Source organism: Marinobacter sp. 2_MG-2023 (assembly GCF_030546935.1).
In the GTDB taxonomy this organism is placed as follows: Bacteria; Pseudomonadota; Gammaproteobacteria; order Pseudomonadales; family Oleiphilaceae; genus Marinobacter.
Window position 1 is genome coordinate 123,577 of the sequence record NZ_JAUOPH010000007.1, and the last position, 20,027, is coordinate 143,603.

The 20,027-nt window shown below is 53.7% G+C and carries 18 protein-coding genes; 14 read left to right on the top strand and 4 right to left on the bottom strand.

Going from position 1 to position 20,027, the window contains the following annotated elements; translation table 11 throughout:
* Window positions 1–8 precede the first annotated feature (8 nt).
* From ileS to Q4501_RS17465, 11 genes are all read left to right on the top strand, one after another.
* Window positions 9–2,828: an isoleucine--tRNA ligase gene (ileS, locus tag Q4501_RS17415; RefSeq protein WP_303597531.1), complete on the top strand. Its 2,820-nt coding sequence runs from the start codon at window positions 9–11 to the stop codon at window positions 2,826–2,828.
* A complete protein-coding gene (lspA, locus tag Q4501_RS17420; protein ID WP_303597532.1) occupies window positions 2,828–3,352 on the top strand; it encodes a signal peptidase II in 525 nt (174 codons plus the stop codon). The genes ileS and lspA overlap by 1 nt, the downstream gene beginning before the upstream one ends.
* Window positions 3,353–3,357: 5 nt before the next feature.
* Window positions 3,358–3,810 carry an FKBP-type peptidyl-prolyl cis-trans isomerase gene (gene fkpB, locus Q4501_RS17425; RefSeq protein ID WP_303597533.1) on the top strand — a complete coding sequence of 151 codons (453 nt, stop codon included), beginning with the start codon at window positions 3,358–3,360 and terminating at the stop codon, window positions 3,808–3,810.
* Window positions 3,811–3,812: 2 nt separating this feature from the next.
* Entirely contained in the window at window positions 3,813–4,766 is a 954-nt protein-coding gene (gene ispH, locus Q4501_RS17430; RefSeq protein WP_303597534.1) for a 4-hydroxy-3-methylbut-2-enyl diphosphate reductase, read from the top strand.
* 183 nt (window positions 4,767–4,949) lie between these two features.
* Window positions 4,950–5,405 carry a GspH/FimT family pseudopilin gene (locus Q4501_RS17435; protein WP_303597535.1) on the top strand — a complete coding sequence of 152 codons (456 nt, stop codon included), beginning with the start codon at window positions 4,950–4,952 and terminating at the stop codon, window positions 5,403–5,405.
* Window positions 5,406–5,418: 13 nt separating this feature from the next.
* The gene (gene pilV / locus Q4501_RS17440) at window positions 5,419–5,829 is read left to right on the top strand and encodes a type IV pilus modification protein PilV (protein ID WP_303597536.1); all 411 of its coding nucleotides are present in this window, start codon (window positions 5,419–5,421) and stop codon (window positions 5,827–5,829) included.
* A complete protein-coding gene (locus Q4501_RS17445; RefSeq protein ID WP_303597537.1) occupies window positions 5,830–6,939 on the top strand; it encodes a PilW family protein in 1,110 nt (369 codons plus the stop codon).
* Window positions 6,940–6,954: 15 nt separating this feature from the next.
* On the top strand, window positions 6,955–7,524 hold the full coding sequence (locus tag Q4501_RS17450) for a PilX N-terminal domain-containing pilus assembly protein (RefSeq protein WP_303597538.1): 570 nt from the start codon (window positions 6,955–6,957) through the stop codon (window positions 7,522–7,524).
* On the top strand, window positions 7,521–10,889 hold the full coding sequence (locus Q4501_RS17455; RefSeq protein WP_303597539.1) for a pilus assembly protein: 3,369 nt from the start codon (window positions 7,521–7,523) through the stop codon (window positions 10,887–10,889). The genes Q4501_RS17450 and Q4501_RS17455 overlap by 4 nt, the downstream gene beginning before the upstream one ends.
* A 43-nt stretch (window positions 10,890–10,932) precedes the next feature.
* On the top strand, window positions 10,933–11,274 hold the full coding sequence (locus tag Q4501_RS17460) for a hypothetical protein (protein WP_303597540.1): 342 nt from the start codon (window positions 10,933–10,935) through the stop codon (window positions 11,272–11,274).
* The gene (locus Q4501_RS17465; RefSeq protein ID WP_303597541.1) at window positions 11,271–11,699 is read left to right on the top strand and encodes a type IV pilin protein; all 429 of its coding nucleotides are present in this window, start codon (window positions 11,271–11,273) and stop codon (window positions 11,697–11,699) included. The genes Q4501_RS17460 and Q4501_RS17465 overlap by 4 nt, the downstream gene beginning before the upstream one ends.
* Window positions 11,700–11,710: 11 nt before the next feature.
* Here Q4501_RS17465 and Q4501_RS18535 read toward each other — a convergent pair whose 3' ends face one another.
* The 3 genes from Q4501_RS18535 to Q4501_RS17475 form a co-directional block, all read right to left on the bottom strand.
* On the bottom strand, window positions 11,711–12,268 hold the full coding sequence (locus Q4501_RS18535; protein WP_368497982.1) for a GspH/FimT family pseudopilin: 558 nt from the start codon (window positions 12,266–12,268) through the stop codon (window positions 11,711–11,713).
* An 83-nt stretch (window positions 12,269–12,351) separates the two neighbouring features.
* Window positions 12,352–13,731 (bottom strand): sigma-54 dependent transcriptional regulator, encoded by a 1,380-nt coding sequence (locus Q4501_RS17470; protein ID WP_303597542.1) that lies wholly within the window; start codon window positions 13,729–13,731, stop codon window positions 12,352–12,354.
* A gap of 34 nt (window positions 13,732–13,765) precedes the next feature.
* Entirely contained in the window at window positions 13,766–15,406 is a 1,641-nt protein-coding gene (locus Q4501_RS17475) for a PAS domain-containing sensor histidine kinase (RefSeq protein WP_303597543.1), read from the bottom strand.
* Window positions 15,407–15,499: 93 nt separating this feature from the next.
* Between Q4501_RS17475 and Q4501_RS17480 the strand changes: the two genes are divergently transcribed.
* Complete coding sequence (locus Q4501_RS17480) at window positions 15,500–17,164, top strand: NAD+ synthase (RefSeq protein WP_303597544.1); 1,665 nt, start codon at window positions 15,500–15,502, stop codon at window positions 17,162–17,164.
* A 26-nt stretch (window positions 17,165–17,190) separates the two neighbouring features.
* On the opposite strand, the gene Q4501_RS17485 is transcribed toward Q4501_RS17480, so the two are convergent.
* Entirely contained in the window at window positions 17,191–18,024 is an 834-nt protein-coding gene (locus Q4501_RS17485) for an outer membrane protein assembly factor BamD (protein ID WP_303597555.1), read from the bottom strand.
* Window positions 18,025–18,167: 143 nt separating this feature from the next.
* Here Q4501_RS17485 and rluD point away from each other — a divergent pair, with 143 nt between their 5' ends.
* Window positions 18,168–19,145: a 23S rRNA pseudouridine(1911/1915/1917) synthase RluD gene (rluD, locus tag Q4501_RS17490; protein WP_303597545.1), complete on the top strand. Its 978-nt coding sequence runs from the start codon at window positions 18,168–18,170 to the stop codon at window positions 19,143–19,145.
* A complete protein-coding gene (gene pgeF / locus Q4501_RS17495) occupies window positions 19,135–19,902 on the top strand; it encodes a peptidoglycan editing factor PgeF (protein ID WP_303597546.1) in 768 nt (255 codons plus the stop codon). Before rluD ends, pgeF begins: the two co-directional genes overlap by 11 nt.
* Window positions 19,903–20,027 lie beyond the last annotated feature (125 nt).

Genomic DNA, 20,027 nt, shown 5'->3' on the forward strand with positions numbered 1-20,027 from the left:
CACAAACCATGAGCGACTATAAGCACACTCTGAATCTGCCGGAAACTGCGTTTCCTATGCGCGGCAACCTGGCCAAGCGCGAGCCCGAGATGCTCAAGCGCTGGCAGGATCTGGACGTCTACGCCAATCTGCGCCAGCAGCGCGAAGGGCGTGAAAAGTTCATCCTTCACGATGGCCCTCCCTACGCCAACGGCAGTATTCACATTGGTCACGCGGTTAACAAGATCCTGAAAGATATGATCGTGAAATCCCGTGGCTTTATGGGCTTCGATGCGCCCTACGTGCCGGGTTGGGATTGCCATGGTTTGCCTATTGAACACAAGGTCGAACAGGAAATCGGCAAGGCTGGAGTGAAGGTCGACTACAAGACCTTCCGTCAGGCGTGCCGCGATTACGCGACCAAACAGATCGCTGGCCAGAAAGCTGACTTTATACGCCTTGGAGTTATGGGTGAGTGGGATAAGCCCTACCTCACCATGGATCCGAAAGTGGAAGCCGGCATTGTTCGTGCTCTGGGCAAGATCGTCGCCAAGGGCCATCTGGTTCGTGGTTTCAAACCGGTTTACTGGAGTGTGGTCGGTCAGTCCGCGCTTGCTGAGGCCGAAGTGGAATATCAGGACAAAACTTCAACGCAGATCGATGTCCGCTTCACTGCTGTTGATCAGGCCAAAGCCTTGTCGCTGTTTGGTACCGACAAAGGCGAAGGTGAGGTGTCCATCGTTATCTGGACCACTACACCTTGGACCATTCCAGCCAACCAGGCTGTGTCGTTGAACGCTGACCTGGAATATTCGCTGGTGCAGGTTGACGCGGGCAATGGTCCCGAGCGCATGATTCTCGCCGCCGCCATGGTTGATGGTGTGATGGCGCGCTGGGAGATTGCGGATTTTGAAGTGCTGGCCACCTGTTTGGGCGCAGACCTTGAAAATCTATCCCTGCAACATCCGATCTACGATAAGCAGGTACCTGCAATTCTGGGTGACCATGTTTCTATCGATGCGGGTACCGGTGCAGTACATACGGCACCGGATCACGGTATGGAAGACTTTGTCGTGGGTAAATCCTACGACATTGGTACGCTAAACATGGTGCAGGCTGACGGCACGTACACCAGTGCTGCCGGTGAGTTTGCGGGCATCCATGTTTATAAAGCGGACGATCCGGTCTGTGAGGCACTGGCTCGCGAAGGCAAGCTCGTGCGCAAGGAAAAGTTCCGCCACAGCTTCCCCCATTGCTGGCGCACTAAAACGCCGCTGATCTACCGCGCAACGCCGCAGTGGTTCATCAGTATGGATAAAGAGAATCTCCGCGCAAACGCACTTGAAGCCATCAAGGGCGTGCGCTGGGTGCCTGCCTGGGGGCAGAATCGTATTGAGGCGATGTTCCAGCAGTCCCCGGATTGGTGTATCTCACGCCAGCGCACCTGGGGCGTGCCGATTACGCTGTTTATCCACAAAGAAACTCAGGAATTGCACCCGGATACCCAGAGTCTGATTGAGAAAGTGGCTCAGGCTATCGAAACCGGCGGCATTGATGCTTGGTATGAAATAGATGCCAGCGAACTGCTGGGTGACGATGCCGATCACTACGAAAAGGTTCTGGATACGCTGGATGTGTGGTTCGATTCCGGGGTGACCCACGAATCTGTTCTGCGGGTGCGCCCGGAACTGGGTCAGTTCCCTGCTGATATGTACCTCGAGGGCTCTGACCAACACCGTGGCTGGTTCCAGTCTTCTCTGAAAACCTCCATTGCCATGAACGGAGTTGCGCCATACCGGCAGGTGCTTACTCACGGTTTTACCGTGGACGGCAAAGGCCTGAAGATGTCCAAATCCCTGGGCAACGTGATCGCGCCTCAGGAAGTCATGAATGAGCTGGGTGCCGATATTCTCCGCCTGTGGGTTTCTGCTACTGATTACAGCGGCGAGATGACAGTTTCCAAAGATATCCTGCGGCAAACTGCCGACGGATATCGGCGTATCCGTAATACCTCACGCTTCCTGCTGAGCAATCTCACAGGTTTTGATCCGAAGCAGCACATGGTTGCTCCGGAAAATATGATTGCCCTGGATCGCTGGATGGTGGATCGCGCTCTCCAGTTGCAGAACGAACTGCATGAGGACTACCAGAACTACGCATTCCTGCGCATCTATCAGAAAGTGTACAGCTTCTGTGAAGCGACCTTGGGAGGCTTTTACCTCGACATCATCAAGGACCGCCAGTACACCACTCAGGCCGACAGCCTGGCGCGACGCTCGTGCCAGACGGCGCTATATCACGTGGCCGAAGCCCTGGTGCGCTGGATTGCTCCAATTCTGAGTTTCACGGCTGATGAGATCTGGCAGCACCTGCCGGGTGAGCGCGGCGATACCGTGTTCTACGAAACCTGGTATGAGGGCCTTACAGCGCTTCCTGACGATGTCGAACTTGGCAGGGATTACTGGCGCCGGATATACGGTGTAAAAGAAGCGGTGAATAAATGCATGGAAGAAGCCCGTGCCCGTGGTGAAATCAAAGGGTCACTGAGTGCTGAGGTTACGCTTTATTGCGAAGGTGAACTGGCGGCTGATCTGGAGTTTCTCGGGGAAGAGCTTCGCTTTGTCCTGATTACCTCCGAAGCAATCGTGAGGCCGGTATCGGAAGCAGGCGGGGCAGAGACGACCAGCTATGAGGGGTTGCTGGTGAAAGTGACTCCGGCGACTTACGCCAAGTGCGAACGTTGCTGGCATCACCGGGAAGATGTGGGAACGAATACTGCCCACGAAGACCTGTGTGGCCGCTGTATTACGAATGTTGAAGGGCCGGGTGAAACCCGCTCGTTTGCCTGATGGAATTGGCAATGGATGAGCAGGTAACGGGAAGCAAATTGAAGTGGCTCTGGCTGGCGGTTCTGGTGATTGCTCTTGATCTCGGCACCAAAGCCATGGCCACAGCCATGCTCACCTACGGCAATCCGGTGCCGGTGATTCCCATGTTCAACCTGACGCTCCTGCACAACACCGGCGCAGCGTTCAGTTTCCTGGCGGGAGCGGCCGGCTGGCAGCGTTGGTTCTTTGTAACGCTGGCGCTCGTGGTCAGCGTGGTACTGATCGGCTGGCTGAGAAATCTTCAGCGTCATGAGACCTGGTCGGCCATTGCTATCGTACTGATCCTCGGTGGGGCGCTCGGTAATGTATACGACCGGGTTGTGCACGGTTATGTTGTCGACTTCCTGCATTTCTACTGGCAGGACTGGCACTTTCCCGCATTCAATCTGGCTGATACCGCGATTACCATAGGTGCCGCCATGATGATCATTGATATGTTCCGCAAGCCTGCTGAATCCGGCACGCCTGAGAACGGGAGCGAATAAAGCCCATGAAAGAATTGCCTGTAGATAAGGGGACGCGCGTAACCCTGCACTTTGCGCTGAAGTTCGATAGCGGTGAAGTTATCGATTCTACCTTCGATAAAGATCCTGCAACGCTGGAAATCGGTGACGAAAGCCTGCCGGAAAACTTTGAGTCCTACCTGATGGGCATGAGGGCCGGCGACAAGGCCAGTCACCAGGTGCCACCGGAGAAGGCTTTTGGTCAGCGAAACCCCAATAATGTACAGACCTTCAAGCGGCACGAATTCAGTGCGGATATGGTGCTGGATCCCGGCGTTATGATTTCCTTTGCCGATGCGCGCCAGCAAGAGTTGCCCGGGGTGGTCAGCCGGGTAGAAGGCGATGAAGTGGAAGTGGACTTCAATCACCCGTTGTCCGGGCGTACACTGACTTTTGATATCGAAGTTATTGACGTAGAACCGGCAGGGCAGACGCACTGATTATGCAAATAAGACTGGCAAACCCCCGTGGCTTTTGTGCAGGTGTGGATCGCGCCATCGAGATCGTAAATCGCGCTCTGGATGTGTTTGGCGCGCCCATTTACGTTCGTCACGAGGTTGTGCATAACAAATTCGTGGTCAACAACCTCCGCAACCGCGGGGCAATCTTTGTAGATGAGTTGGATGAAGTGCCAGACGACAAACTGGTTATCTTCAGCGCGCACGGAGTATCCCAGGCAGTGCAGAGTGAGGCTGCCCGCCGTGGCCTGAAGGTATTCGATGCCACTTGCCCGCTGGTTACCAAGGTGCACCTGGAAGTCATGCGCTATAGCCGGGATGGCCGTGAATGCGTGCTGATTGGGCACCAGGGCCATCCGGAAGTGGAAGGTACTATGGGGCAGTACGACCACAGTAACGGTGGTAATATTTATCTGGTCGAGAACGAAGATGACGTGTCGCGTCTGGAGGTAAGCGACCCGGCACATGTTTCCTATGTTACCCAGACCACGCTTTCCATGGACGACACCGCCCGGGTTATTGACGCACTGCGCGAAAGGTTCCCGGACATTGAGGGCCCACGTAAAGACGATATCTGCTACGCCACCCAGAACCGGCAGGATGCAGTAAAGCAGCTTGCCGGTGACTGTGACTTGATGCTGGTTGTGGGCTCACCCAACAGCTCCAATTCCAACCGCCTGCGTGAACTGGCGGAGCGCATGGGTACGCCGGCTTACTTGATTGATGAAGCATCGCAGATTGATCCGCAGTGGCTGGAAGGCAAAGAATCAGTCGGCGTTACCGCGGGTGCCTCGGCGCCAGAAGTGCTGGTTAACGATGTGATTGCCCGCCTGCAGGACCTTGGGGGCAGTGTGCCCGAAGAGATTGCCGGGCGTGAGGAGAATATTGTTTTTTCTATGCCTAAGGAATTGCGGATTGATGCCGTCAATGTTTCCTAACGATGCTTTCTTAGAAGCATTGCAATAAATGCGAGGCTAGGATTACAGAAAAATTGTGATGCAAGCCTCGTTTTGAGCGCCCTTCTACCGTTTATCCCCCCTGAGTGTCCGCTTATCACGCCGCACTAGCTTGATTGTGCCGGCCTGTTTATCCTCTGACTAAAAGAACAGGATGATGAGTCTATGTCTGTCAAGTTCAGAAATGGTTTTACTCTGATAGAGCTCCTCGTACTTATGGCGGTATTGGGAGTTGTCGCAGCTATTGCGGTGCCGAATTTCTCTCGGCTTATCGAAAGTAACCAGCTCACGACAACCACCAACGACTTGGTGGGCGCGCTGAACACCGCGCGTGCCGAGGCAGTTCGATTAGGTGGGCCGGTGTCTTTGGTGCCTAATCCGACTTTCACCGAAAGCTATCAGGTCACTGATGGTGGGTCAGTGATCAGTGAATTTCAGGGTGCATCAGGCCAGTTCACGATTGCTCTGACGAACGGGGGTAATCCAAGATTCGGTGCAACTGGTTTACTGCTGAGTGGTGGTTCGGAATTCAGTGTATGCAGGGCATCTGGTGAAGATGGGACCAGAGTAAGAATAACTGCCGGTGGCCAGATCAGATCGGCGCGGATCACTTGTCCATAATGAGGTTGTCACGATGATAAAACCCCTTTTGTCAGGAAAGCCTCAGCGTGGATTCACCATGATAGAGGTTCTGATTTCGATTTTGGTGCTCGCAATAGGCCTCCTGGGTGTGGCTGGTGTCCAGTTGGTGTCCATGCAACAAACTGTCAACTCGACGCTGCGCTCTGAAGCCACCATGTATGCTCAGACGGTTGCGGAACGATTGCGGTCGAATGGTGGTGCCACGCTTTCCACAGCCCAGATGGATAGCCTGAAAGCACAAATGCTGGCCGATCTTGGGGCGGGAGCCGATCTTAAGGTGACCATGAACGGAACCGCAACTTCCGCTGAGGTGGAGGTGACCTGGGTAGAGCGAGATTCCTTGAATTCAGCTGCTGCTGATGGCTTGGTAACCCAAACTTTGACTGTGGATGCGAGATTGTAAATGAAGCGCCTCTTCCGGTTTTCAGTGAATCCGGCAACCCAAACTGGGTTGTCGCTAATTGAGTTAATGATCGCGTTGTTGCTTGGTACATTGCTGACGGTGGGGCTTGTTCAGGTTTTTACATCCAACAGCCAGTCGTTTCGCCATAACGAGGCCGCAGCCAGATCTTTGGAGTCTGGGCGGATTTCAGTAGATATATTGTCCCGTGCCATTCGTAATGCAGGCTTTTTTGGTTGTTTCCCTGTAAATGGCATAACCAATAGCCTGGACAGTACCGATGGCGAATACGATGAGGTTCGGCATGGTTTTGTTACCTTGGGCGTATCGGCCACAGAAACCGGTGGTTATACCGAACGTCCGGGTGCGGCTACTGCAGGCACGGATTTTATTAATGTCACCGGGGTAAGGCGTCCTGGAGCAATTGTGAAATTGGGTGCTGATTTGACCGCTACCAATGACATCCAGCTTGAAGATAGCGATGAAGATGGTGCGGATGATCCTGGCAGTCTGGTCGTTAACGATCTGGCATACATCACTAATTGCGAGATGGGCGATATTTTCCAGATATCGGAACTTACCACCTCCGGTAACGACATCACACTGAAAGCTGATGACAGTGCAGGTGCCGATGGTAACCCGGGAAATGATCTGAGTGGGAATATTCCGCTCGCATGCACGTCAGTGGGATCATGCCTGAGCACTGTTTATGCGCAAGGCACGGAGATTTTTGAGCCTTACAGCGAAGCCTATTTTATTGGCACAGCTGCGGACGGTGGCAGTTCCCTGTTCATGAGACAGGCTGACGGAACAGATATTGAACTGGTCGCTGGTGTTGAGGATATGAGCGTGCGGTTTGGCGAAGGCACGGTTGCGGCGGGTGTTCAGAACTGGCGCGAGGCTTCGGCGGTTACTAGCTGGGATGATGTGCTCGCGGTGGAGGTAAGCCTCCTGATAGCTTCACCGAGTGATAACGTTATGGACAGCACTCAAACCTATTGCTTCCCAGGGTGGGAGGACTGTGTCACCGATACGAGCAAGCTGACAACGGCGGGAGACGAGCGGATGTATAGGGTATACACATTTTCCAATACTCTCAGAAATCCGTTCTAGAAGGATGGTACAAATATGCAAATAGCGAACAAACAGAAGGGTGCAGCGCTGTTGTTGTCACTGGTGATATTGCTGGTGCTGACTTTACTGGCGGTTTCGGGAATGCAGGGCAGTATCATGCAGGAGCGTATGTCGACGGCTCAGCGAGACGGTATGTTGGCATTGGAGACTGCGGAAACGGCCATGCGTGAAGCCGAAGCAACACTCGACGGCCTCTCTGATCTGGACGATTTTGGCTCGGTAACTGGTTTTCATGATGGAACCGATCCCAACGGTCTGGCGCCGTCTCCGTTCGCGTCGGAGAGCTGGGAGCTGGATGGCTCCGGTGATCCCAAGGAGGCAATTAAGGGGACTGCGGTGGGCGGTGTTACCCCTCTATATATGTTTGAGTACAAGGGCAAGGTTGTCGTGGATGCTGAAGCTCAGCTGCCACGGGACTTCAGCCAGTATGGTTCGGAGGGCTCCGCTGAATTTGATTACGCACGTATCCTTGTAAGAACCGCCGGACCTTCGGGTACGAGCATGCGCTTACTTGAGGGTTTTTATGTATTTCTGCCCACTGGGCTGGGAGGAGGTAATCCATGAGCACGTTAGATCTTAAAGTTATGGTGTCTGCTGCTTTACTCGTTCTTCCCACTGCGGGCTATTCTGCGCGGCCTGATTTTGCGCAGGAACCCTTGTTTATCGGGAGTGCGGTGGCACCGAATCTGATGTTTATTCTGGATGACTCAGGTTCCATGGCCTGGGAATATATGCCGGATGATATAAGTGGCTATTACAGCATACAGAGTGTAAACGGCGACCAGGATGGTGAAAATGCGAATTATCGATTTTACTATTCTTCGCAAGTTAACAAAATCTGGTACAACCCCGCTGTGACATACAGCCCCCCTCTTCAGGCAGACGGAACGGGAACTCTTCCTAACTCTTCTTACACCTCAGCACCCTATAATGGGTACAGCAGCGGCAGTGGCTCTACAGACTTGAGTGATAGATTTGCGATCAGAAACTACAACGTTGAGGGCGGTGGTTTTTACTGGCAATTCAATAGCTCTTCATCCTGCGATGCAAATCCCAGGCAGGATAGCTGTTATACCTATGTTTCGGTTAATGGCCTGTCCGAAAGCGAGAAAACGAATTTTGCAAACTGGTATTCGTATTACAACACGCGTGTTAAAGCCGCGAGGGCTGGCATCAGCACGGCATTCTACAACCTGCCAGAGAGCTTTCGTCTTGGTTGGGGGCGTATTAACCGAGGCTCTCATTCAGTGGACGACGCCTCTAGTATCCGTGCGGTTGAAGAGGGCGTAAGAGAATATAGCACCGACAGGAGAGAAGACTTTATCGACTGGCTTTATGATGCGCCCTCTAGTGGCGGCACGCCTTTGAGGCGGGCTCTGGAAGGCGCAGGGAGGTATTACGAACGCAGCGAGAAAGCCTGGTCGGATGATCCGAGTAAGAGCGTAAGTAACACCAACCCAGTTCGGGAATGCCGGCTGGCCTATACGATTTTGATGTCTGATGGTTATTACAACGGTAGCAATCCAGATGAAGATATTGACTGGGCAGATGATGAGGATGGCTCTCCAATATCGAACAACAAAGGTGATTCGTTCCAGTATATTAAGGGCGACCCGTTTGAGGATGGAAGCCGTCGCTCGCTAGCCGATGTCTCAATGTATTACTGGAAGCGGGATCTGAGAACGGACATAAATAATTATGTGCCAACCTCTGAGAAGAACCCCGCATTCTGGCAGCACATGTCGACTTATACCGTGGGGCTGGGTGTAGAAGGATCGGTTGATCCTGTTGCCGCGTTCAATGCCATAAAAACCGGAACCTATATTGACTGGTGGGGTGGATCATCAAACGAAGATAAAGTAAACGATATGATCCACGCTGCAGTTAATGGGCGAGGCGGGTTCTTTAGTGCGGCAGACCCGGAAAGTTTTGCCACAGAGCTTGCGGGAACTGTCGGAGATATTGTTGCTGAAGCTGGTTCTTCCACAGCGGTTGAGTTCGACGTTTCTTCTTTCCAGGAGGGCGCGCTGATTTTTGCATCCCAGTTCGACCCTAACGGATGGACGGGTGACCTGAAAGCGGCGGAGTTAGGTGGTACTGCGGCGAACCCTGTTGTACCTGACATGAACGACGCAATAGCGAACGGTGACGGCTGGTCTGCACGGACTATTCTCGATGACCGGGATCTGTCGACCGATGACAGGGTAATCGTTACCTTTGGCAATGGAGCAAAAGGATTCCGGTGGGATGATCTGTCTGCCAGCCAGAAAAATGACCTCCGGTATGGAAGTGTCGGCGATACCGTTGCTGAGCAGCGGCTTGCTTATATTCGAGGGGACTTGTCTTTTGATGAGACCACTGGATGGCGTAAACGTGGTAGCCGCCTGGGATCAATTGTTAATTCCTCACCGGAGTATGTTGCGGCGCCTCGAGGGATATGGCCTGATTCGGCGCCTTTCGGAACTACATCCAAGCGCTTCTCCGATTTTGTCGAAGATAACGAGTCACGTGCGCCGGTTGTGTACTCCGGTTCCAATGACGGAATGCTCCATGGTTTTAGCGGAACGGCGAGCGGGGGTAATGAAGTGCTCGCGTACATTCCAGGGTTTGTCTATAACTCGACTGCGAACAATGCCGGGTTGCACTTCCTGACAGATCCCTCCTATCAGCATCGGTACTATGTGGATCTGGAAATCCGTCAGCAGGACATCTTTACCAAGGGCAAGGAGATTGATGGCTCTCTGACTACGGATGAAGACTGGAGAAGTATCATCGTTGGTGGTGGTCGTGCAGGCGCAAAAGGTATTTTTGCTCTGGACGTTACCGATCCTTCCGGTTTTTCTGAAGCAAATGCCGAAAAAATTGTGCTCTGGGAGTTTACAGGTACTGATGACAGCCGTATGGGTTATGTTACTCAGGCCCCTATCATCGGTGTGACAAAATGGGGCACAGATACACGCTGGACTGCTTTTGTATCTAATGGATATAACTCCGATACAGCCAGTACCGGATTTTTCATGCTCGATATTGAGGGCGGAATGGACGGCACCTGGGATGCTGCTGATGTTCGTTATGTCGAGTTTGAAGGTGGCGGTGACGGCCTTTCTCCTTTGCTGGCCCTCGACACCACGGGTGACTATCTGGTAGATCGTGTTTATGCAGGTGACCTGGATGGCAATCTATGGGCCGCGAAACTGAGTGGCACCGGTACCTGGGCCTCGACCTATCAATCGGGTGGATCTCCAGAACCTGTTTTTACTGCAGGGTCTGATCAGCCGATTACAGCGGCGCCAGTTGCGGCGGCAAACAGTACAACTTCCCGTGCAGGTAACCTTCCGAACCTGATGATTTATTTCGGTACAGGTCAATACCTGGAGGCAAACGATGTTACTTCCAATGATACTCAGTCTGTGTACGGTATCTGGGACAGAGGTAGTTCTGGTCTGACGCGTAGCAGCCTGGAGTCACGCAGTATCACCCAGGGAACGCTGGAGGTTTCCGGTGTAACTACTGACGTTCGCTATTCGACTGGCGATGCAATGGACTTTACAACGGTCAAAGGCTGGTACGTTGATCTGCCTACGAACGGGGAGAGAGCTGTGGTCAGCCCTCAGGTTCGTGGAGAGTTCCTGTATCTGAACACTACAATCCCGGATCAAAACCCCTGCCTTGGCGGCGGCAGTGGTTGGTTGATGGCATTTGGTCTGGATGGCCGGACTCCTGAAAATCGTGCTTTCCTTAAATTCGGAGATAAGGTTGCGGGGTACCGGAGCAGCGGCTTACCGAACCAATCTACTATTTTGGGTAATTTCCGCTTCACTCCGGGCAGTGATGATGATGACGCGGTGGACGTTGTTGAGATTCCGCCTCTTAGCGGATCCGTGGCCAACGCAGGGCGACGTGGCTGGAACGAGCTGGTAAACGAATAGGCCGGCCGGAAACGTCACCGATCAGATAATAGAGGATAACTGCATGAGAATATTATTTTCGATCATTGTTGCAACGACTCTGGGCGTGTGGAGCCTGAGCTCAGTGGCCCAGGAGAGGGTGACTCCTGATTCCCAGGGTTATAGTGATTCAGGCGTCGAGGGAGCGCAGTACGCGGTACTCGACGCCGTCTATCGGGAAGATAGCCGGATCGTTATAGATGACCGTGAATACTTCCTCGAAGGCTCTGTCACCGTCAATAACCAGGTTATTTCAGCAGGTAGTGCGATGGCTATCCTTCGGGAGGGGCAACGCCTGTTAAATGTTGTTGCTGAGTACAAGGGTGATGATGGACGTTTGGTGTTGCAGGGAGTGGATACATTTTGAACATTAATCTGGGCACGGGCTACCGGGGGCGAGCAGCCGGTTTTACTCTGATCGAACTGATGATTGTCGTGGCAATCATTGGAATCATTGCCGCAATCGCTTATCCCTCCTACGTGGACAATGTTCGACAGACTCGCAGGGCGACAGCTCAGGCGGATCTTATGGAGCTTGCGCAATGGATGGAGAGGCAATATGCGGCGGACTTCTCTTACCTTGAGGGTGGCAATCAGCCGGTATTGCCGTTTACCCAGTCTCCGCGAAACGGAACGGCTTTTTACAATTTCAGCTTGAATGGCGCTGCAACGGCAAATGCCTTTTCAGTGCAAGCCGTTCCGGCAGGCGATCAGGCGAACGATGATTGTGGGACATTAAGGTTGGCCCAGACAGGAGCAAAAACATCGACGTCCGGAACTAACTGTTGGTAGCGGTGGCCAGGCTAACAGTGAAGTGGTCGGCCTTGTGAGTCCTCAGGGATACCGTCATTATCCGTATCCCTGGCAATTCTTACCCGACCGCCCCGACTGATTATGATCTGGCCTGCTAACGCGGGATCTCGCGATTCGGGACACCATGTAATGTTACCCAAGTCGCTGTGTATGAATCCGGTAGGTCTGAATTGAAAAAAACTTCGGTTTAGCGAGCGGGCTATAAGGCGTCCGTTGCCGCTTGGGGAAATGGTTCTGAGAAGGTTTTCATTTGCGATTAGTTTTCTGGTGTTGTCAGAATCCAGAAAAACGTGAATGTTGCCATTCCAATCTCTGCCACAAGTGCGAGTGGCGTCAAGCGGGCATACCGTGATAATGGCCCCGTGCATTACAGCATGTTGCCTGGCAAACGCAAACACCCCCATCAGGTCATGCAAGGCGCCTTTTCGTTCCTGATTGCTGATGAGGGATGTGAATGAGGGTAGCGCGATATTTACGAGAATTGCAGCGATAACCACCACAATCATTAATTCCAAAAGTGAAAAGCCACGACTTTTGTGAGCAAGCATTGTCCAACATCCATGTAACAGTGATTAATTAGCGAACGCATCCTGCGTGCCGCTGCGATAAGGTATACAAGATACCTTGAAAACTACTCCATCCCCAACTTCTTCAACCGATACCGCAATGCTCTGAAACTAATCCCCAACCTCTTCGCCGCCGCCGTTTTGTTCCAGCGGGTCGCCTCCAGTGCTTTTTCAATAGCCTGTCGTTCGATTGACTCCAGGTAGCCCTCCAGATCAATGTCACCCTCCGGTACCAAAGCCGGGCTGGCGTCTGCAGTCGCTGCGCCATTGGCGCCGCCCCCTCCACAGCTCAGGCCGTTGCCAAGATGCAGATCATTAGCGCTAATCTTATCGGCATCACACAGGGTAAAGGCGCGCTCGAGGATGTTTTCCAGTTCCCGCACGTTGCCCGGGAAATCATGATCTTTCAGTCGGTCAATTGCGTCCTGAGTGAGCGTTGCCGCATCGCACTCGTATTCCCGGGCAATGCGTTCAAGTATGTGGTTTGCCAGAAGCGCGATATCGTCCTTGCGATCCCGAAGGGGAGGTACAGCAAGCTCGATGACATTAATCCGGTAAAACAGATCCTGTCGGAAGCTGCCTTCCTGAACCAGCTCTGCCAGATTTTTGTGGGTCGCACTCAGTAATCTTATGTCGACGGGCAGTTCTTTGGTGTCGCCTACCGGGCGCACCGCTTTTTCCTGAATGGCGCGCAGCAGTTTTACCTGCATGGCGAGGGGCAGGTCGGCCACCTCGTCCAAAAACAGCGTGCCGCCGTCGGCGGAGCGGAAGAGCCCGTCTTTGTTTTCGACAGCGCCCGTAAAACTGCCTTTTTTATGCCCGAAAAACTCGCTCTCCATCAACTCTGACGGAATTGCACCGCAGTTTACGGCAATGAAAGGCCCGGTGTTGCGAGGGCCCTGCAAGTGAATCATCCGCGCGACCAGCTCTTTACCGCTACCGGACTCACCACTGACAAAGACAGGTGCCTGGCTTCTCGCCAGTTTTCGGGTCTGGTTGCGTAACTTCTTAATGTGCGCAGAATTGCCTAGCAGAAGGCCTGGCTCATCGTTGTTGTCATCGATAACAGGGCTTGGCTCCGATAGCTTCAGGGCGCTGTTTACCAGTTCCCGGAGCCTGGAGAGCTCGACCGGCTTGGAGACGAAGTCAAATGCGCCGGCTTTCAGCGATTCAATTGCCGTATCCATGTTGCCATAAGCGGTGATAACAGCAACGGGCGTGTCCGGTCGGTGCTGCTGGATCCACTGCACCAGCTCTATGCCGTTGCCGTCTGGCAGGTTCATGTCTGTCAGACAAAGCTGGGGAGTGTGCTGCTCCAGTAGTCTGAATGCACCTGCGAGATCTGCAGCAGTCAGGGTTTTAATACCCATCCGTGTAAGGGTAATTTCGAGGAGGTCCCGGATGTCGGGCTCGTCGTCAACAATCAGAGCTGTATGGGTGGTCATCTTGTTCTATCAATTCCGTTTTGTCAGTTCCACGTCAAATCATGCGCCCAGGGTGGGCAAAGGTAATGCGGAAACAACAGCCGGGTTGGTCGTCTTCCACAAGGGATAAGTGGGCCTGATTAGACTCGCACAGTTCTCTCGCCAGATAAAGCCCCAGACCTGTGCCGCCCTTGTCAGTGGTGTAAAAGGGTTCGAACACCAGGTGGCTTGAGTCTTTAGCCAGGCCAGGGCCAAAATCTCTGACATCCACGTAGGCTCGCCCGCCATCTGCCGTAGCGCCTGCCCGCAATTCAATTTTGCGTTCACCGGTCTGCTGTTGGCTGTAACGCAAGCCATTGTCACACAGGTTTACCAGTACCTGTTCGATCTGGCTTTTATCAAATCGGGCCTCGGGCATATTCGAAGCTGTGCTCAATATCACGGTTGTGCTTGGTATGGTGTTGTCCTGAGTCTGGAGAAAATCCGTTCTGAATTCCTCCAGCCAACTATTTAAATCAACCAGGTCGGCACGGGCTGATTTGCGCCGGGAAAGGCTGAGCACATTCTCGATAATTCCATTTGCCCGCCGGGAATGGCGCTGGATAATGCCCAGCATTTGCTGATCTCCGGTGTCGAGATGGGGCGATTCCTCCATCAGCTGGGCCGCATGGCTGATGGCTCCAAGGGGGTTGCGAATTTCGTGAGCAATCCCGGCCGTCAGCCGACCGAGTGATGCCAGTTTCATCTGCTGGGCCTGTTGGGTCACTTTGCTCATGTCTTCGATAAATACGAGAATCTGGTCTCCGCGCTCCTGATCAAGCTGGGTAAAATTAACTTGCAGGAGCGGCGAAGTGGGGGCCGACTGGAAGGGTTCTATTCGCCTTGCGGGATTTCTAAGCCAGTCTTCCAAACCGGATTTGAGAAGGGTGGGCAGGGTTCTCGGACGAGTTGGAGGCGTTCCTTTATCGGTGGGGATGCCAAACAGCAGTTCTTCAGCCGCCGCGTTCGCGAGCCGTATTTGGCCGAAACGGTCAAGCACAAGAATACCGGTGCGCATGCGCTGAATAATCTGTTGATTGATTTGCTCGAGTTCCACAATGCTTTGTGCGCGGCTGCTGGCCAGAGCCTCGCTGCGCATCATTCGCCGCGAAATATTCTGCAAAACAAATGCAGTAGCGAAATACAGGATACCAAGAGAGCCGGCGCGCACCATGTCATCGGCTGCACCCCCGATTGTCAGCACTGCCCAGCCAGAAATACTGAGAGAGCATATGGCCGCAAGGGCCGCATAAAATGTTCCCGTGCGGCTGGGGTTAAGGATGTTGCCAGCGGCGACAGAAACAATCACGAGATTGGCCAGCCCGTTAGTGATGCCGGTGCTGGCAAACAAAAGGCCGTGCAGAATCAGAATGTCCAGCAATATGGATAACGTGATGTGTCGCTTGCCTGGCTGAAACCCCGCAAGCATCGTCAGCCCAATGAAGCTGTTCAGAGCGAGATAACCCATTACGCCAAACTGGTAGTAATCCAGAAGCCGGAAACGGACGTCAAAATTGACCGGGTCAACAAACAGCAGGGCGACCAGCACGAGGCTGATCACAACCCGGTAATGATTGTAAATGCGGAACAGTTTTCCTTGCTGAAAGCCGGGGGCTCTTTTGCCGGAACTGACTGCTGATACCGTGTCTGTCGCCATGGTTTTCGGAAATCCGTTGTTGAGCAGAAGAAATCAGGGTCTGTGGGAGGTTATAATAGCCTTTTCGTGGCAATGAGTTACAGGAGCCAATCTATGTCTGTTTCCGGGAGTACCCCGCTTTCTAGTAAGTCGCACCGCAAATTGCGGGTTGTAATGGCGCAGATGGATTTTCTGGTGGGGGATATTCCGGGTAACACCGGGCTGATTATTGACGCTGTTAAAAGTGCCTGCTCCGCACATGATGCGGATATCGTTGTTTTTCCTGAGCTTTGCATTACTGGGTATCCGCCAGAAGATTTGTTGCTGCGTCCCAGTATGGATCTCAGAGTGAGTGAGGCGCTGGAACGTCTGCAGAATGCGCAATTGGGTGCAGCGATAGTCATAGGTGCCCCCCTCCGGAGTGAGGGACTGCTTTACAATGCGGCGGTGGTGATCGAAAACGGCGAAATCACGGGGCGTTATTTCAAGCGCTTTCCGCCCAATTATCAGGTGTTTGACGAGAAGCGCTATTTTGCAGATGGTGCAGGTGCAACGGTGGTCGACATCTGTGGTGTGCCGGTGGGTCTCACGGTGTGCGAAGATATCTGGTCTGACGGCCCGGTGGAGGACTCCGCGGCGGCAGGTGCGCGCCTGATTATCAATCTGAACGCATCGCCCTACGACATCGGCAAGCAAGAGCGGAGAAGGGCGCTGCTTGAGCGTAAGTCTCGCGAGAACCGGGTAAGCATCATATATGTAAATTTGGTGGGTGCGCAGGATGAACTGGTGTTTGATGGCGGTTCGATGGTTTACGACCACTCTGGTGCGCCTGCAGTGGAGGTGCCCCAGTTTGCCGACGGCCTGTTCCCGGTAGATTTCCTGTGTGACCTGCATTGCCAGCCTGCCTCACAGCCAGTGCCTGTCGCGCCCTCACTGGAGGCAAACGTTTACAACGCGCTTGTGACCGGGGTGCGCGACTATGTAAACAAAAACGGTTTCAAATCGGTGGTACTCGGGCTTTCCGGCGGTATTGATTCTGCTCTGACGCTGGCAGTGGCGGTGGACGCCCTGGGGCCGGAGCGTGTCCGCGCTGTAATGATGCCGTTCAGGTATACGTCCGGTATCAGCCTTGAAGATGCAGAAGGTCAAGCATTGACGATGGGCGTTCAATACGACGTGTACTCAATCGAGCCTATGTACGAAGCTTTCATGGCGACCTTGGCAGCACCGTTTGAGGGCACAGTCCCGGACACCACAGAGGAGAATCTCCAGGCCCGAATCCGTGGTGTTTTGCTGATGTCACTCTCCAATAAGTTTGGTTCGCTGGTGCTGACAACCGGTAATAAAAGCGAGATGGCGGTGGGGTATTCCACTCTGTATGGCGATATGGCTGGTGGGTTCGATGTGCTCAAGGATGTGCCTAAGACGCTTGTTTTTCGTCTCGCCTGGTATCGCAACTCCGTGTCGCCGGTTATTCCTGAGCGGGTTATTACGCGCCCGCCTTCAGCGGAGTTGGCGCCTGATCAGAAAGATGAAGACAGTCTTCCCGGTTACGACGTGCTGGACGAGATTCTGAACCTCTATGTTGAGCGGGATTTCAGTGCGGATGCAATTATCGCCGAGGGTTTCGACAAAGCGGATGTAAGTCGTGTCATTCGCCTGGTCGATATCAATGAGTATAAGCGCCGGCAAGCCCCGATCGGTGTTCGGATCACGGAGCGCGGTTTTGGGAAAGATCGCCGCTATCCCATTACCAGTGGCTGGAAAAGCGGCAATTAACGGAGAGGTGGCGGGTTTATTTCGGGTTATTCATCGCCCATGAGTCCGAAGGTGACCACGCTGGAGAGTGAGCGGTTCTCACGCTTCAACAGGCTTGCCTGAAACTCACCGTCGCTATTGAAGGCGCTGCTTTCCGGGAAGTTCTGGCGCAGCAGCGCAATCGCATCCTGAGAGCCTTTATTGAACTCCAGGAAGTCGAAAGTTTCGGCCAGGATAATCAGGGCCTCTTCAACGACTGGCGATGAGGGATAGTTCTCGATGATGTAGCGCGCTCTGTTGTTGGCGGCCACGTAGGCTTCCCTTTTGATGTAATAACGAGCAGCGTGGAGCTCCAGCTCCGCCATCCGGTTGCGAACTGCAATCATGCGCTGGCGGGCATCGGCGGCGTATACGCTGTCGGGGTATCGATTTAAAAGCTCGTTAAAATCCCGGAATGCCTGCTGCTGCTCGCCGGCATCGCGGGCAGACACATCAATCGGGAGGTAACGTGCGGCCAGGCCTATATCAAGGTTGTAGGACGCGAGGCCGCGCATATAGAGTGCATAATCAGAATGTTCACTCTGGGGGTTCAAGCGCAGAAAGCGGTCTGCTGCGGCCCGGGAGCCTTCAAGGTCCAGGTTTTGATAGCGGGCATAAATCAGATCAAGCTGCGCCTGTTCAGCGTAGCGGCCGAAAGGATAGTAGGTTTCCAGGGCGTCCAGATTTTGCTCGGATTCATTGAAGTTGCCGGAGTTCATTGCCTCGCGGGCATTGTCATAATAGGTTTTTTCCGGCAACACTTCCTCCTGCTTGTTGGATGCGCAGGCACTGATAAGAACAACCAGTGTGGAAAGTAGCAGTAAACGAAAACCTGATCTCATGCCGGAATCCCGTATAATGTCGATAAATTCGAGTGCGTCATTGTAGCGGGGAACTCGCCTCATGTGCAGTATCACATGGAGGGCTTACCCCGTTTGTTTCAAATTCTGACCGAAACGTAACACACACAGGCCCCGGGGGCTTAATGTCATCTGAAAACCGAATAACTGCCAGCTTTTCTGTACCGCCTGCTCTGAGTGACCGGCGCTTGGACCAGGCTGCAGCAGAGCTCATGCCTGAGCATTCACGTTCGCGCCTGCAATCCTGGATTCGCAGCGGAGCGTTAACAGTGAACGGAGAGGCTCGCAAGCCAAGAGACAAGGTAATGCTGAGTGACCGGCTGGAGCTCGATGCCGAGCCTGAGGCGCAGGTTACCTGGCAGGCCGAAGCGATCAGTCTGGATATCGTTTACGAAGATGAACATATTCTTGTGATTAATAAACCGGCCGGCCTGGTTGTGCATCCAGCTGCTGGCCATGCAGACGGTACGCTGGTGAACGCGTTATTGAACTATGCGCCGGAGGTGGAAAACCTGCCTCGCGCCGGCATTGTTCATCGCCTGGATAAAGACACTTCCGGCATCATGGTGGTGGCGCGTAGTCTGATAGCTCACACCTCTCTGGTTGATCAGCTGCAGACTCGAACCATGGGGCGCGAGTACGAGGCCGTTGTCGTGGGAACTCTGACAGGTGGGGCCACAGTGGACGCGCCCATTGGCCGTCACCCTCATGAACGTAAGAAAATGGGGGTGGTCAAAAGTGGCAAGCCCGCGGTGACTCACTACCGTCTGATTGAGCGCTTTGCCGCCCATACCCATGTGCGCTGCAAGCTGGAAAGCGGTCGCACACACCAGATTCGTGTGCACATGGCTTATGTAAAGCATCCTCTGGTTGGCGATCCCCTCTATGGTGGTCGGTTGCGACTGCCAAAAGGAACAACGGAAGAGTTGCGGTTAGTGCTCTCGGCGTTTCACCGTCAGGCGCTGCATGCGCGCCAGCTCACGCTGGAGCATCCGGCAACCGGGGAGACCCTGAGCTGGGATGTGCCTTTGCCGGAGGACTTCATAGGTTTGCTCGAAGCTTTGCGTAAGCATGTTCAGGAACTGGAGAGTAATGAGTTCTGATGCTGTCTCTGTGCCAGTGCTGATCCGCCCGGATTGGTCGGCGCCCGCAAACATTCGTGCTGTATGTACAACACGGGCGGGTGGTGTCAGTGAGCCGCCTTGGTCCAGTATGAACCTGGGAGATCACGTGGGTGATGTCCCGGAGCATGTGCGGGAAAACCGTATCAGGCTGGCTGGCGCTTGCAACCTTCCGGCCGACGCCTTCGGGTGGTTGAGTCAGGTTCACGGTACTGAGGTCGTCTGCTTGCCTGCAGGAGTTGCGGCTACTATCCCTGAAGCTGATGCGAGCTTCACTCGGACAGTTGGCAGAGCCTGTACTATTCTCACAGCAGATTGTTTGCCTGTTATTCTTTGTGACCAGAATGGGACTACGGTAGCGGCTGCTCATGCTGGTTGGCGTAGTCTGTGCGGTGGGGTGCTGGAAAACCTGGTGGCCAAAATGGAGGTGCCAGCCGATACCTTGATGGCATGGCTTGGGCCTGCCATAGGCCCAAAGGCATTTGAAGTCGGACCAGAAGTCAAAGCGGCTTTTGTGTCGCAAGCTCCAGGGTCAGAGCTTGCTTTCAGTGCTGTGGGTGCCCGAGGAGGGCGCTATATGGCTGATATATACCAGATTGCGCGCAAGCGACTTGAAGCCTTGGGCGTCAAAAATATCTCGGGCGGTAACTTTTGTACGGTTTCCGACAGTCAGAGGTTCTATTCCTATCGTCGCGATGGCCAGACTGGCCGCATGGCAACAGCTATCTGGAAAATCTGAGGTGTGTCAATTTTCTGACAGTTACCCTCTGTGTCGACCTTGAACTTCCCCCGATTGCCCCTACATTAGTTCTCAAAGAACACAAAATGCGCAATAACTGATCGCATTTTCTGACCGGGGAAACA

What these genes read in the sequence shown, in the direction of transcription:
- ileS (WP_303597531.1), top strand. Translation starts at nt 9, where the DNA reads ATGAGCGACTATAAGCACACTCTGAATCTGCCGGAAACTGCGTTTCCT.
- lspA (WP_303597532.1), top strand. Translation starts at nt 2,828, where the DNA reads ATGGAATTGGCAATGGATGAGCAGGTAACGGGAAGCAAATTGAAGTGG.
- fkpB (WP_303597533.1), top strand. Translation starts at nt 3,358, where the DNA reads ATGAAAGAATTGCCTGTAGATAAGGGGACGCGCGTAACCCTGCACTTT.
- ispH (WP_303597534.1), top strand. Translation starts at nt 3,813, where the DNA reads ATGCAAATAAGACTGGCAAACCCCCGTGGCTTTTGTGCAGGTGTGGAT.
- Q4501_RS17435 (WP_303597535.1), top strand. Translation starts at nt 4,950, where the DNA reads ATGTCTGTCAAGTTCAGAAATGGTTTTACTCTGATAGAGCTCCTCGTA.
- pilV (WP_303597536.1), top strand. Translation starts at nt 5,419, where the DNA reads ATGATAAAACCCCTTTTGTCAGGAAAGCCTCAGCGTGGATTCACCATG.
- Q4501_RS17445 (WP_303597537.1), top strand. Translation starts at nt 5,830, where the DNA reads ATGAAGCGCCTCTTCCGGTTTTCAGTGAATCCGGCAACCCAAACTGGG.
- Q4501_RS17450 (WP_303597538.1), top strand. Translation starts at nt 6,955, where the DNA reads ATGCAAATAGCGAACAAACAGAAGGGTGCAGCGCTGTTGTTGTCACTG.
- Q4501_RS17455 (WP_303597539.1), top strand. Translation starts at nt 7,521, where the DNA reads ATGAGCACGTTAGATCTTAAAGTTATGGTGTCTGCTGCTTTACTCGTT.
- Q4501_RS17460 (WP_303597540.1), top strand. Translation starts at nt 10,933, where the DNA reads ATGAGAATATTATTTTCGATCATTGTTGCAACGACTCTGGGCGTGTGG.
- Q4501_RS18535 (WP_368497982.1), bottom strand. Translation starts at nt 12,268, where the DNA reads ATGCTTGCTCACAAAAGTCGTGGCTTTTCACTTTTGGAATTAATGATT.
- Q4501_RS17470 (WP_303597542.1), bottom strand. Translation starts at nt 13,731, where the DNA reads ATGACCACCCATACAGCTCTGATTGTTGACGACGAGCCCGACATCCGG.
- Q4501_RS17475 (WP_303597543.1), bottom strand. Translation starts at nt 15,406, where the DNA reads ATGGCGACAGACACGGTATCAGCAGTCAGTTCCGGCAAAAGAGCCCCC.
- Q4501_RS17480 (WP_303597544.1), top strand. Translation starts at nt 15,500, where the DNA reads ATGTCTGTTTCCGGGAGTACCCCGCTTTCTAGTAAGTCGCACCGCAAA.
- Q4501_RS17485 (WP_303597555.1), bottom strand. Translation starts at nt 18,024, where the DNA reads ATGAGATCAGGTTTTCGTTTACTGCTACTTTCCACACTGGTTGTTCTT.
- rluD (WP_303597545.1), top strand. Translation starts at nt 18,168, where the DNA reads ATGTCATCTGAAAACCGAATAACTGCCAGCTTTTCTGTACCGCCTGCT.
- pgeF (WP_303597546.1), top strand. Translation starts at nt 19,135, where the DNA reads ATGAGTTCTGATGCTGTCTCTGTGCCAGTGCTGATCCGCCCGGATTGG.